The sequence below is a fragment of the Streptomyces sp. genome (assembly GCF_031178505.1).
Lineage (GTDB): Bacteria > Actinomycetota > Actinomycetes > Streptomycetales > Streptomycetaceae > Streptomyces > Streptomyces gulbargensis.
The window spans coordinates 1-11,751 of record NZ_JAPSIW010000141.1 but is presented as its reverse complement, the minus strand read 5'-3'; the positions used below and the strand labels follow the sequence as shown (position 1 = coordinate 11,751).

At 73.0% G+C, this 11,751-nt stretch carries 13 protein-coding genes and 1 pseudogene; 10 read left to right on the top strand and 4 right to left on the bottom strand.

Annotation, left to right across the window (positions count from 1 at the left end; translation table 11 throughout):
- Together RIF68_RS12795 and RIF68_RS12790 are read right to left on the bottom strand one after the other, a co-directional pair.
- A partial coding sequence (locus RIF68_RS12795) for an amino acid permease (RefSeq protein WP_309051328.1) occupies positions 1–1,151 on the bottom strand: 1,151 nt, incomplete at its 3' end.
- A 182-nt stretch (positions 1,152–1,333) separates the two neighbouring features.
- Positions 1,334–2,035: an FCD domain-containing protein gene (locus tag RIF68_RS12790; protein ID WP_309051327.1), complete on the bottom strand. Its 702-nt coding sequence runs from the start codon at positions 2,033–2,035 to the stop codon at positions 1,334–1,336.
- A 148-nt stretch (positions 2,036–2,183) separates the two neighbouring features.
- Here RIF68_RS12790 and RIF68_RS12785 point away from each other — a divergent pair, with 148 nt between their 5' ends.
- The 3 genes from RIF68_RS12785 to RIF68_RS12775 all read left to right on the top strand — a co-directional run bounded on the left by RIF68_RS12785 (position 2,184) and on the right by RIF68_RS12775 (position 4,659).
- The gene (locus RIF68_RS12785; RefSeq protein WP_309051326.1) at positions 2,184–2,708 is read left to right on the top strand and encodes a gluconokinase; all 525 of its coding nucleotides are present in this window, start codon (positions 2,184–2,186) and stop codon (positions 2,706–2,708) included.
- A 62-nt stretch (positions 2,709–2,770) separates the two neighbouring features.
- A complete protein-coding gene (locus RIF68_RS12780) occupies positions 2,771–4,168 on the top strand; it encodes a gluconate:H+ symporter (RefSeq protein WP_309051325.1) in 1,398 nt (465 codons plus the stop codon).
- A 53-nt stretch (positions 4,169–4,221) separates the two neighbouring features.
- Positions 4,222–4,659, top strand: a complete 438-nt coding sequence (locus RIF68_RS12775; protein ID WP_309051324.1) for an ASCH domain-containing protein — start codon at positions 4,222–4,224, stop codon at positions 4,657–4,659.
- Positions 4,660–4,731: 72 nt separating this feature from the next.
- On the opposite strand, the gene RIF68_RS12770 is transcribed toward RIF68_RS12775, so the two are convergent.
- Positions 4,732–6,387: an FAD-binding dehydrogenase gene (locus RIF68_RS12770; RefSeq protein ID WP_309051323.1), complete on the bottom strand. Its 1,656-nt coding sequence runs from the start codon at positions 6,385–6,387 to the stop codon at positions 4,732–4,734.
- A 94-nt stretch (positions 6,388–6,481) separates the two neighbouring features.
- Between RIF68_RS12770 and RIF68_RS12765 the strand changes: the two are divergent.
- From RIF68_RS12765 to RIF68_RS12745, 5 genes and pseudogenes are all read left to right on the top strand, one after another.
- A pseudogene (locus RIF68_RS12765) lies at positions 6,482–6,601 on the top strand (TetR/AcrR family transcriptional regulator); the annotation flags it as partial.
- Positions 6,602–6,765: 164 nt separating this feature from the next.
- Positions 6,766–7,530, top strand: coding sequence for an SDR family oxidoreductase (locus RIF68_RS12760; protein ID WP_309051322.1), 765 nt, complete (start codon positions 6,766–6,768; stop codon positions 7,528–7,530).
- An 80-nt stretch (positions 7,531–7,610) separates the two neighbouring features.
- On the top strand, positions 7,611–8,177 hold the full coding sequence (locus RIF68_RS12755; RefSeq protein WP_309051321.1) for an NUDIX domain-containing protein: 567 nt from the start codon (positions 7,611–7,613) through the stop codon (positions 8,175–8,177).
- A 9-nt stretch (positions 8,178–8,186) separates the two neighbouring features.
- Positions 8,187–8,582 carry a DUF202 domain-containing protein gene (locus tag RIF68_RS12750; protein ID WP_309051320.1) on the top strand — a complete coding sequence of 132 codons (396 nt, stop codon included), beginning with the start codon at positions 8,187–8,189 and terminating at the stop codon, positions 8,580–8,582.
- Positions 8,579–8,995, top strand: coding sequence for a DUF202 domain-containing protein (locus RIF68_RS12745; RefSeq protein ID WP_375165173.1), 417 nt, complete (start codon positions 8,579–8,581; stop codon positions 8,993–8,995). Before RIF68_RS12750 ends, RIF68_RS12745 begins: the two co-directional genes overlap by 4 nt.
- Before the next feature lie 38 nt (positions 8,996–9,033).
- Here RIF68_RS12745 and RIF68_RS12740 read toward each other — a convergent pair whose 3' ends face one another.
- On the bottom strand, positions 9,034–9,963 hold the full coding sequence (locus tag RIF68_RS12740; RefSeq protein ID WP_309051319.1) for an NADP-dependent oxidoreductase: 930 nt from the start codon (positions 9,961–9,963) through the stop codon (positions 9,034–9,036).
- 122 nt (positions 9,964–10,085) lie between these two features.
- Between RIF68_RS12740 and RIF68_RS12735 the strand changes: the two genes are divergently transcribed.
- Positions 10,086–10,382 carry a hypothetical protein gene (locus tag RIF68_RS12735; RefSeq protein WP_309051318.1) on the top strand — a complete coding sequence of 99 codons (297 nt, stop codon included), beginning with the start codon at positions 10,086–10,088 and terminating at the stop codon, positions 10,380–10,382.
- A gap of 168 nt (positions 10,383–10,550) precedes the next feature.
- Positions 10,551–11,462, top strand: coding sequence for an MBL fold metallo-hydrolase (locus RIF68_RS12730; protein WP_309051317.1), 912 nt, complete (start codon positions 10,551–10,553; stop codon positions 11,460–11,462).
- Positions 11,463–11,751 lie beyond the last annotated feature (289 nt).

Here is an 11,751-nt window from a genome sequence, read left to right as displayed (position 1 = left end):
GCGTCCTCGGGCATGACGTAGTTGAGGAAGACGCCGGCGACGCCGAAGGCGGCGGTGAGCAGGATGCCGCCGTAGGGGACGCCGCCCTTGTTCATGACGCCGGTGAACTTGGGCGCGGAGCCGGCCAGCGACATGGAGCGCAGGATGCGGCCGGTGGAGTAGAGGCCGGAGTTGAGGCTGGAGAGGGCGGCGGTGAGGACGACGAGGTTCATCACGCCGGCGGCGCCGGGGACGCCCAGCTTGTCGAAGACGGTGACGAAGGGGCTCTGGTCGCCGGAGTACGCGGTGTACGGGAGGATCAGCGCGAGCAGGACGACGGAGCCGACGTAGAAGAGGCCGACGCGCCACATGATCGAGTTGATCGCCTTGGGCATGATCTTCTCGGGGTTCTCGGTCTCGCCGGCGGCGACGCCGCACAGCTCGACGGAGGCGTAGGCGAAGACGACGCCCTGGATCAGCAGCAGCATCGGCATGACGCCGTTGGGGAAGATGCCGCCGTTGTCGGTGATGTTGGCGAGGCCGGGGGTGTGGCCGCCGACGTCGTGGGAGGTCACGATGAGGAAGATGCCGACGAGCATGAAGGCGACCAGGGCGGCGACCTTGATGATCGCGAACCAGAACTCCATCTCGCCGAAGTACTTCACGGAGATGAGGTTGGCGGCGAGGACGACCGCGAGGGCGATGAGCGCGAGGATCCACTGCGGGACGTCGCTGAACATGGCCCAGAAGTGGGCGTACGTGGCGGCCGCGGTGATGTCGGCGACGGCGGTGGTCGACCAGTTGAGGAAGTAGAGCCAGCCGGCCGTGTAGGCGCCCTTCTCGCCCATGAACTCACGGGCGTAGGAGACGAAGGCGCCGGAGGAGGGGCGGTAGAGCACCAGCTCGCCGAGGGCGCGCACCACGAAGAAGGCGAAGACACCGCAGACCGCGTAGGCGATGAAGAGGGACGGCCCGGCGTTGGCCATGCGGCCGCCGGCGCCCAGGAAGAGGCCGGTGCCGATGGCGCCGCCGATGGCGATCATGTTGATGTGACGGGACTTGAGGTCCTTGCGGTACCCGGCGTCACCGGCGTCGATGTGGGGGGACGCCGCACCGGTGGCCGCCGGGGTGGCGGACAGCGGGTCGGCCGCGGTCGAGACGCGGTCACTCATGGAGTTGTTCGCCTTCGTGAGGGGGTGGGCTGTGCGGACCCGGCCGTGCCCTTGTGGGGCGTGCGGCACGGCCAGCGGACATCCTCACGGCAGGAGGGGGTTACTGACTGTGAGCGATTTCACTGAACGCCCGGATTTGAGCTAGTTCAGAGGTTACCGAGCGGTGAACTCCGGGCGGCCGGTCAGGGCGCGAGGACATCCAGCTCCTTGAGGGCGCCGACGGCGATCTCGCGGGTCAGCGCCTCGGCGCGGGCCGCGTCCCGTTCCCGTACGGCCTCGGCGACCTGGACGTGGAGGGTGACGGCGGCCGGGTCGGGGTCCTCGAACATCACGTGGTGGTGGGTGCGGCCGGCGAGGACCTCGGCGACGACGTCGCCGAGGCGGGCGAACATCTCGTTGCCGGAGGCGTCGAGGACGACCCGGTGGAAGGCGATGTCGTGGACGAGGTACGCCTCCAGCTGCCGGCCGCGCGAGGTGGCGACCATGCCGAGGGCCTCCTCGGTGAGCCGGCGGCACTGCTCGGGGGTGGCGTTCAGGGCGGCGAGTCCCGCGGCCACGGGCTCGACGGCCGAGCGGAGCACGGTGAGCGAGCGGAGCTGGCGGGGGCGGTCGGCGCCGGCCAGGCGCCAGCGGATGACCTGGGGGTCGTACACGTTCCAGCTGGCGGTGGGGAGCACGGTGACGCCGACCCGGCGGCGGGACTCGACCAGGTGCATGGACTCCAGGACCCGGACGACCTCGCGGATCACCGTGCGCGAGACGTCGAAGCGCCGGGCGAGCTCGTCGGTGCGCAGCACGGTGCCCGGGGGGTACTCCCCCGCCGTGATCGCGAGGCCCAGGGTGGCCAGGACGTGGGAGTGGAGCCCCTGGGCCGGTGTCGTCATGGTGATCAGCCTAAGTCGCTCGGGCGGGGCGATCACAGCCAGGAATGAAAAGTACGACTTTTATGTCACAGACTCTTGAATACGTCGTACCCAATGGGTTTCATGAGCGCGACGGACCGATGTCGAAGAAGACAGCGAGGCACCCCCCATGAGCTCCACCCCCCACACCGCTCCCCCGGTCGTCGTCGTCATGGGCGTCGCGGGCACCGGCAAGACCACCATCGGTCCGAAGGTCGCCGAAGCCCTGGGCCTGCCCTACGCCGAGGGCGACGACTTCCACCCGGCGGCCAACGTCGCCAAGATGTCCGCCGGTGTCCCGCTGGACGACGCGGACCGCGAGCCGTGGCTCGACGCCATCGGGGAGTGGGCCCACGGCCGGGCCGGTCGCGGCGGCGTCGTCAGCAGCTCGGCGCTGAAGCGGAGCTACCGGGACCGGCTGCGGGCCGCCGCGCCCGGTGTCGTCTTCCTCCACCTCACCGGGGACCGCGCGCTGATCGAGGAGCGGATGGCCGGGCGCAGGGGCCACTTCATGCCGACCGCGCTGCTCGACTCCCAGTTCGCCACTCTTCAGCCGCTGGAGGACGACGAGGCCGGCGTGGCCGTGGACGTCTCCGGCACCCCCGAGGAGATCACCGCCCGCGCCGTCGAGGCCCTGCGCCGCCTCGCGCGCTGATCCCCTTCCCCTCCGCCCTCCCCCTGTCCCCACCCCCACCTGCCCGTACGAAGGACACCACCGTGACCAGTCTCAGCGTCGAGGTCCTGGCAGCGGACGCCGTCGAACCGATCACCTCGGCCGGCAACGCCCAGCTGGGCATCGCCGTACTCGCCGGCATCGCCGTCATCGTCCTGCTCATCACCAAGTTCAAGCTGCACGCGTTCCTCGCGCTGACCATCGGGTCGCTCGCGCTCGGCGCGTTCGCCGGGGCACCGCTCGCCGACGCCATCAAGTCGTTCACGACCGGGCTCGGCAGCACCGTCGCCGGCGTCGGCGTCCTCATCGCCCTCGGCGCGATCCTCGGCAAGCTCCTCGCCGACTCGGGCGGCGCCGACCAGATCGTCGACACCATCCTCGCGAAGGCCAAGGGCCGCGCCATGCCCTGGGCGATGGTCCTCATCGCCTCGGTCATCGGACTGCCGCTGTTCTTCGAGGTCGGCATCGTGCTGCTGATCCCGGTGGTCCTGCTGATCGCCAAGCGCGGCAACTACTCCCTGATGCGGATCGGGATCCCGGCCCTCGCCGGACTGTCGGTGATGCACGGGCTCATCCCTCCGCACCCCGGACCGCTCGTCGCCATCGACGCGCTCGGCGCCAACCTGGGCGTGACCCTCGCCCTCGGCCTGGTCGTCGCCGTCCCGACCGTGATCATCGCCGGTCCCCTCTTCTCCCGGTACGCCGCCCGCTGGGTGGACGTCCCCGCGCCCGAGAACATGATTCCGGCGCGGCCCTCCGAGGACCTCGACCGGCGCCCGGGCTTCGGCGCCACCGTCGCGACCGTCCTGCTGCCCGTCGTCCTGATGCTGGTCAAGGCGCTCGTGGACATCGTGGTGGACGACCCCGAGAACGGGGTGCAGAAGGTCACCGACGTCATCGGCTCCCCGCTGATCGCCCTGCTGGCCGCGGTCCTCGTGGGCCTGTTCACCCTGGGCCGGGCGGCCGGGTTCACCAAGGAGCGCCTCTCCTCGACCGTCGAGAAGTCCCTCGCCCCGATCGCGGGCGTGCTGATGATCGTCGGCGCGGGCGGCGGCTTCAAGCAGACCCTGATCGACATCGGCGTCGGCCGGATGATCCTCGACCTCTCCGAGGACTGGTCGATCCCGGCCCTGCTCCTCGCCTGGCTGATCGCGGTCGCGATCCGGCTCGCGACGGGTTCGGCGACGGTCGCGACCATCTCGGCGGCGGGCCTGGTGGCTCCGCTGGCGGCCGGGATGTCCACCGGTGAGACGGCCCTGCTCGTGCTGGCCATCGGTGCCGGTTCCCTCTTCTTCAGCCACGTCAACGACGCCGGTTTCTGGCTGGTGAAGGAGTACTTCGGGATGAGCGTCGGCCAGACGATCAAGACCTGGTCGGTGATGGAGACGATCATCTCGGTGGTCGGCATCGTCTTCGTCCTGCTGCTGTCCCTCCTGGTGTAGCGCGCGGGAAAACCGGGCGGCGAGGGCCGGTCGTGGCTGACAGACTGTCGGCCATGACCGGCCCTCACGCGCTCCCGCCGTATCTGCTCGCTTTCCCCGGTCCCCTGCGGGACCGGCTCGTCACCGCCGTGCTGCGCGGCGAGAAGGTCTCCACGACGGGACTGCTCGTCGAGTACGAGATCGAGGGCGAGGAACTGCCCCCGGTGGGCGAGCGGTCGGCGCTCATCGACTCCGCGGGACGCGAGGTCGCGGTCCTGGAACTGACGGAGGTCCGGGTCCTGCCGCTCGGCGAGGTCGACCTCCAGCACGCGCTGGACGAGGGCGAGGGGTACACGTCCGTCGCCGAGTGGCGGGCCGGGCACGAGGAGTTCTGGCACGGGCCGGAGATGCGCGAGGCGCTGGGGGACCCCGATTTCACGGTGGACGACGACACGAAGATCGTGGCCGAGCGTTTCCGGGTGGTGGAACGGCTCCCGGTGACAGAGGGCTGAGGCGGGGGCGGCGGGGTGCGGGTACGGCCCCCGGCCGCACCGGTCGCCCGTTCCCGGCCCCTCCCCCGTACCTCAGCCGACCGCCTTCGCCGCCGCGCGGCCGGCCGCGCGGCCCGAGAAGAGGCAGCCGCCGAGGAAGGTGCCCTCCAGGGAGCGGTAGCCGTGCACACCGCCGCCGCCGAAGCCCGCCGCCTCGCCCGCCGCGTACAGACCGGGCAGCGGTTCGCCGCCCTCCGACAGAACACGGGAGGAGAGGTCCGTCTCCAGGCCGCCGAGGGACTTGCGGGTGAGGATGCCGAGGCGGACGGCGATCAGCGGTCCGGCGGCCGGGTCGAGGACGCGGTGCGGGGCGGCCGTGCGGATCAGCCGGTCGCCCAGGTACCGGCGGGCTCCCCGGATCGCCGTGACCTGGAGGTCCTTGGTGAAGGGGTTGGTGATCTCCCGGTCCCGCGCGGTGATCTCGCGGCGCAGGGACGCCTCGTCGACGAGGTCCTCGCCGGTGATCCGGTTCATGCCGCGCACCAGGGCGGACAGGTCGTCCTCGACCACGAAGTCCGCCCCCTTGTCCATGAACGCCCGGACCGGCCCCGGCACGTCGGTGCGGGCGCGGACCAGGACGTCGCGGACGGACTTCCCGGTGAGATCGGGGTTCTGCTCGGAGCCGGAAAGGGCGAACTCCTTGCCGATGATCCGCTTGTTCAGGAGGAACCAGGTGTGGTCGTGCCCGGTCCGCAGGATGTGTTCGAGGGTGCCGAGCGTGTCGAAGCCGGGGAAGAGGGGGACGGGCAGCCGCTTGCCGGTGGCGTCGAGCCAGAGCGAGGAGGGGCCGGGCAGGATGCGGATGCCGTGCCGGGCCCAGATCGGGTTCCAGTTCTCGATGCCCTCGGTGTAGTGCCACATGCGGTCGCGGTTGATGTGCCGGGCGCCGGCCTGCTCCGCTATGCCGAGCATGAGGCCGTCGACGTGCGCGGGGACGCCGGAGAGCAGCCGGGCCGGCGGGGTGCCGAGCCGGGCGGGCCACTGGGCGCGGACCAGATCGTGGTTGCCGCCGATGCCGCCGGTGGTGACGATCACGGCCTGGGCCCGCAGCGCGAAGGAGCCGGTCACGGCACGGCCGGTGGCGGTGCCGCGCGGGGCCGATGACGGTTCCAGGATCTCGCCGGTGACGGTGTCGAGGGCGCCGGCGGTGCGGCCGAGGCCGGTGACGCGGTGCCGGAAGCGGAGCCGGACGAGGCCGCGGGCGGCGCCCTCGCGGACCCGGCGGGCGAAGGGGGCGACGAGGCCGGGGCCCGTGCCCCAGGTGATGTGGAAGCGGGGCACCGAGTTGCCGTGGCCGTTCGCGTCGTAGCCGCCGCGCTCCGCCCATCCCACGACCGGGAAGAAGCGGACCCCGCGCGCGTGCAGCCAGGCACGCTTCTCGCCGGCGGCGAAGTCGACGTACGCCTCCGCCCACCGGCGCGGCCAGTGGTCCTCGGGCCGGTCGAAGCCGGCGGTGCCGAGCCAGTCCTGGAGGGCGAGGGCGTGGCTGTCCCGGACGCGCATCCTGCGCTGCTCGGGCGAGTCCACGAGGAAGAGGCCGCCGAAGGACCAGTGCGCCTGCCCTCCCAGGGACTGCTCGGGTTCCTGGTCGAGGAGGATCACGGAGCGGCCGGCGTCGACCAGCTCGGCGGTGGCGACGAGTCCGGCGAGGCCGGCCCCGACCACGATCACATCGGCGTCGTAGGACATGGACCGCATCTTCGATACACGCGTGTATCGGCGTCAACGGTTTCACCGTGCCACTTCACTCCCGCTCTTTGATGGCGGGCATTAATGTGACCGCATGGCCGGAGGCTCCGGGCCCGGGACCCGGGAGAAGCTGATCCGCGCGGCCGAGGAGCTGTTCGCGGCCCGGGGCGTGGAGGGAGCGCAGCCGCGCGAGATCGTCGCGCTCGCGGGACAGCACCTCGACGGCACCGAGCCGCTCACGGACGAGGCCCTGTTCCCCGCGGACCTCGCCGGGACGGCCACCGCGCCGCTCGGCGCCCCGCCCCCGGCGCCCCCTTCCCCACGACCTCCGGTCCCTCCGGTCCGGCGGAACCGCCCGTTTCCCTGTGATGTAACCCCATGACCGACCTCCCCGGCCGGCCGGCCCTCGTCCCGGGCGGCGCCGGCGCCCTCGGCGCCGCGGCCGCCCGGCAGGCGGTGGCCGCCGGCGCGCACGTGGTGATCACCGACGTGCTCGACGAGGAGGGCGCGGCCACCGCCGACGCGCTCGGCGAGCGCGCCCGGTTCCTCCACCACGACGTGACCTCCGAGGAGGAGTGGGCGGCGGCCGTCGCGTACGCCGTGGCCGAGTTCGGCGGGCTGCACGGCCTGGTGAACAACGCCGGCATCGCCACCGGCGCCTTCCTCGAGAGCGAGTCCGTCGAGCACTTCCGCAAGGTCCTCGACATCAACCTGACCGGCGTCTTCATCGGCATGAAGGCGGTGATCCCCGCGATGCGGGAGGCCGGGGGCGGTTCGATCGTCAACATCTCCTCCGCCGCCGGACTGATGGGCCTCGCCCTCACCGCCGGGTATGGAGCCTCCAAGTGGGGCGTACGCGGTCTGACGAAGATCGGCGCGGTGGAGCTCGGCACGGCCGGCATCCGGGTCAACTCCGTCCACCCCGGCATGACGTACACGCCGATGACCGCCTCCATCGGCATCGAGCGCGGCGCGGGCAAGTACCCCAACACGCCCATGGGCAGGGTCGGCGAGGCCGGTGAGATCGCGGGCGCGGTCGTCTTCCTGCTCTCCGACGCCGCCTCGTACGTGACGGGCGCGGAACTGGCGGTGGACGGCGGCTGGACCACCGGACCGACCGTCGCCTCCGTGACGGGCCGGTGACCCCGCCGTACGGGACGGGCCGGTGACCCCACCGTACGGGACGGGCCGGTGAGCGCCGGACCGCCTGCTTGGATGGCGGCATGAATCCCGCTGAAGAGATCCTCGACGTCGTCGACGAGCACGACCGGGTGATCGGGCAGGCCCCGCGCGCCGAGGTGTACGCGCGCGGTCTGATCCACCGCTGTGCCTTCGTCCGGGTGCGTGACGCCCGGGGCCGGACCTTCGTGCACCGCAGGACCGCGACGAAGCTGCTCTACCCGTCGCTGTACGACATGTTCGTCGGAGGTGTGGTCGGCGCCGGCGAGTCGTACGACGCGGCCGCCCTGCGCGAGGCCGAGGAGGAGCTGGGGGTCGAGGGCCTGCCGCGGCCCGAACCGGTGCTGCGCTTCCTGTACGACTCCGGCGGCGTCGCCGGCAAGTGGTGGTCGGCCGTCTACGAGGTGCGCTGCGCCCTGCCCGTGCGGCCGCAGGCGGAGGAGGTCGCCTGGCACGCCTTCCTGACGGAGGAGGAGCTGGCCGCGCGGCTGCCCGGAGCGGCGGAACCGTGGGAGTGGGTGCCGGACGGCCTCGCCGCGTACGAACGGCTGCGGGCGCACGGCGACCACCCAGCAGGGGCACGCCGGGGCGGCGGGCGCGCCGCCGGTTAGGGTGCCCGGGTGAGCGATTTCGTGCAGAGTCTGCGGCTCTGGTTCGCGCCGGGGCGGATCAGGGACGAGGGCGAGACCCCCGACTACCGCTTCTCGCTGGCCAACGAGCGGACCTTCCTCGCCTGGCTCCGCACCGCGCTCGCCCTCGTCGGCGGCGGCTTCGCCGTCGACCAGTTCCTGCCGGACCTGCGCTGGGGCGTACGGGTCGGGCTGGCCCTCGCCCTGCTCGGGGCCGGCGCCCTGTGCGCGCTGCGCGCCGTGAACCACTGGGTGCGCTGCGAACGGGCGATGCGGCGCGGTGAGGACCTGCCGGTGTCGCGCTTCCCGGCGGTGCTGAGCCTGGTGGTGGCCGTGGTGGCCCTCGCGATGGTGCTGGTGGTCGTCCTCGGCTGGGCCGGGCGGTGAACGATCCGGGCGATGACGGCGTCCCGGCGGGGGCGGACGAGGCCCGAGGTCCAGGGGTTCCACCGGAGGCGAGCGAGGTCCGAAGTCCCGATGTCCCGGCGGAGGCGGCTGAGGCCCGTGATCCCGGGCTTCAGCCGGAGCGGACCCGGCTGGCCTGGCGGCGTACCACCCTGTCGTGCACCGTGGTGGCGGTGCTCGCGGTGAAGCTGGCCGCGCAGGACGAGCCGTCGGCGGTGGGGCTGGCCGGGCTCGCGCTGTCGGCACTGGTGTGGGTGGCGTTCCTGGCGGTCGCCCACCGCCGTATCCGCGCCCTCGACACCGCCCGGCCCCGTCCCCTCTCCCACCGGGGCGCCGTGCTGGCCGCGCTCTGCACGGTCGCGCTCGCCGCCTTCGGGGCCGCCCTGATCGGCTGACCGGCCGTGTTCGCCCGCCCTCAGGAGCCCCGGGGGTCTCAGGGGACGGTGACGACGACCTTGCCGTTCAGCCCGCCCTCCGCGTTGGCGCGCTGGGCGTCGGCCGCCCGCTCCAGCGGGAAGCGTTCGGCCACGCGGACGGTCAGCACGCCCTCGTCGGCCAGGTCCGCGAGGGCCGCCAGGTCGGCCGGGTCGGGGCGGACCCAGAAGTAGCGGCCGCCGAGACCCAGGACCTCGCCGTCGGCGACGGAGGCGATCCGCCCGTCCGGGACGCGCAGACCGGCCGCGATCTTCAGGTACGGGCCGCCGATGGTGTCCAGGACGGCGTCCACGCCCTGCGGGGCGAGGGCGCGGACCTGCTCGGCGAAGCCGCGCTCCTCGAAGCGGACCGGTTCGGCGCCGAGCTCGGCCACCCGCGCCAGGCCCGTCTCCCGGGCCGCGCCGAGGACCCGGCAGCCGAGGTGCCGGGCGATCTGGACGGCCATGGAACCGACGCCGCCGGCCGCCGCGAGGACGAGGACGGTCTCGCCGGGACGGACGCCCAGGGCGTGGTGGAGCACCTGGTAGGCGGTGAGGCCGACCAGGGGAAGCGCGGCGGCCTCCTCGAAGCCGAGGGAGCGCGGCTTGCGGGCGAGGGTCCGGACGGGCGCGGCGACGTACTCGGCGAAGGTGCCGCGCGCGAGGAAGTCCTCGCGTACGTACCCCATCACCTCGTCGCCCTCGGCGAACTCCACGACGGAGACGCCGGGCCGGACGACGACACCGGAGACGTCCCAGCCGGGGACGACGGGAAAGACGGCCTGGATCATGCCGTCGAGGTAGCCGGCCTGTGCCTTCCAGTCGACCGGGTTGACGGAGGCCGCCCGCACCCTGACCAGGACGGAATCCGGGCCGACCTTGGGGTCGGGCAGCTCTCCGTACTCCAGGACCTCGGGGCCGCCGTACCGGCTGTAGCTGATCGCTTTCATACCCCGACCCTCCTGGGGCCGACCAGGGGCCGCAAGCCGGGACGGGCGCACGGACGTACCGGGACGACACGGGCGTACCGGACTAGCCTGGAAGCGTCAGCCGACCCCTCAGGGAGGCCCCCATGACTGCCCTGCACCACGAACACCCCACGCACGAGCACATCCACGGCCCCGACTGCGGCCACTCCGCCGTCTCCCACGGGGATCACGTCGACTACGCGCACGACGGCCATCTCCACCGGGAGCACTCCGGCCACTGGGACGAGTGCGAGCCGTCCGGGCACGTGTCGCACCAGGGTCACGAGCACTGGCACGGCCCCGAGTGCGGTCATACGGCGGTGCCGCACGGCGACCACCTCGACTACGTGCACGACGGGCACCGGCACGCGGCCCACGAGGACCACTGGGACGACCACTGACCCGGCGGTGACGGGCAGCGGCCCCGCCGCCCGCCCGGCCCTGCTTCCCCGGGGCCCCTCTTCCCGGGCCTTCCCCGCGGCCCTGCCCCGCCGGGCCTCCTTCCCCCGGACCGGCTCCCGCTGGCAGTCTTCCTCCCGTCCGGTCGGTCCCGACCCCGGGGGAACCCCTTGTCCGTCACCCATCCGTACGTGGTCGCTCTCGCGCCGCGCGTCCACGCCTTCGTCCAGCCCGACGGCGGCTGGTGCCTGAACAACGCCGGCTTCGTCGGGGACGCCCGCGAGTCGCTGCTCGTCGACACGGCCGCGACCGAGCGCCGCGCCCGGCTGCTGCGCGAGGCCGTCCTCACCGAGGGCCTGCCGCTGCCCCGCACGATCGTCACCACCCACCACCACGGCGACCACACCTACGGCAACGGGGTGTTCCAGCCGGAGGCCCGGGTCGTGGGCCACGAGAACTGCCGCGCCGAGCAGCTCGCGGCCGGCCACCAGCTGCACCTGCTGTGGCCGCAGACCGACTTCGGCCGGGTCGACATCCTGCCGCCGTCACTCACGTACCGGGAACGGCTGACCCTGTACGTGGGGGACGTGGAGGTCCGCGTCCTCCACCCGGGCCCCGCCCACACCACGGGCGACTCGATCGTCCATCTCCCCGAGCAGGGCGTGGTGTTCACCGGGGACCTGGTCTTCCACGGGGGGACGCCGTTCCTGCCCCAGGGCTCGCTCGCCGGTTCGCTGCGGGCGCTCGCGCGCCTGCGCTCCCTGGACGCGCCGACGGTGGTGCCCGGGCACGGGCCGGTGGCCGACCCCTCGGTGTACGACGCGACGGAACGGTACCTGCTGTGGGTACGGGAGCTGGCCGCCGAGGGGTACGCGAAGGGGGACACCCCGCTCGAGACGGCGCGGCGGGCGGACGCGGGCGAGTTCGCCGCCTGGCGGGAGAGCGAGCGGCTGGTGGCGAACCTGCACCGGGCGTACGCGGAGCTGGAGGGCCTGCCGGAGGGCTCGCCGCTCGACCCGGCGGTGATCTTCCGGGACATGGCGGCGATGAACGGCGGGGTGCCGGTGGCCTGCCACGCCTGACACCGCGACGGTCCTCGCCGGGTGCGCGAAGGGGCCCCGCCCGGAGGCGGAGGCCCCTTCGCCTCCGGGCGCCGGCGGCGTCGGCACCCAGCGCAGAGCACGGATCGTGTCCGCGGTGACGTCGGGAGCCGGGCGGTTCAGCTCCTGCGCCTGGCGGTGGTCGCGGTGTTCGGCCTCAGGGATGCGGCGCAGGATCGTGTTGCAGCTGACGCCGGCCTCACGGGCGAGAGCCGTCGCGGACTCCCCGGCCCGGTACCGCGCGAGGAGTTCCTTGTCCGGAATCACCAGC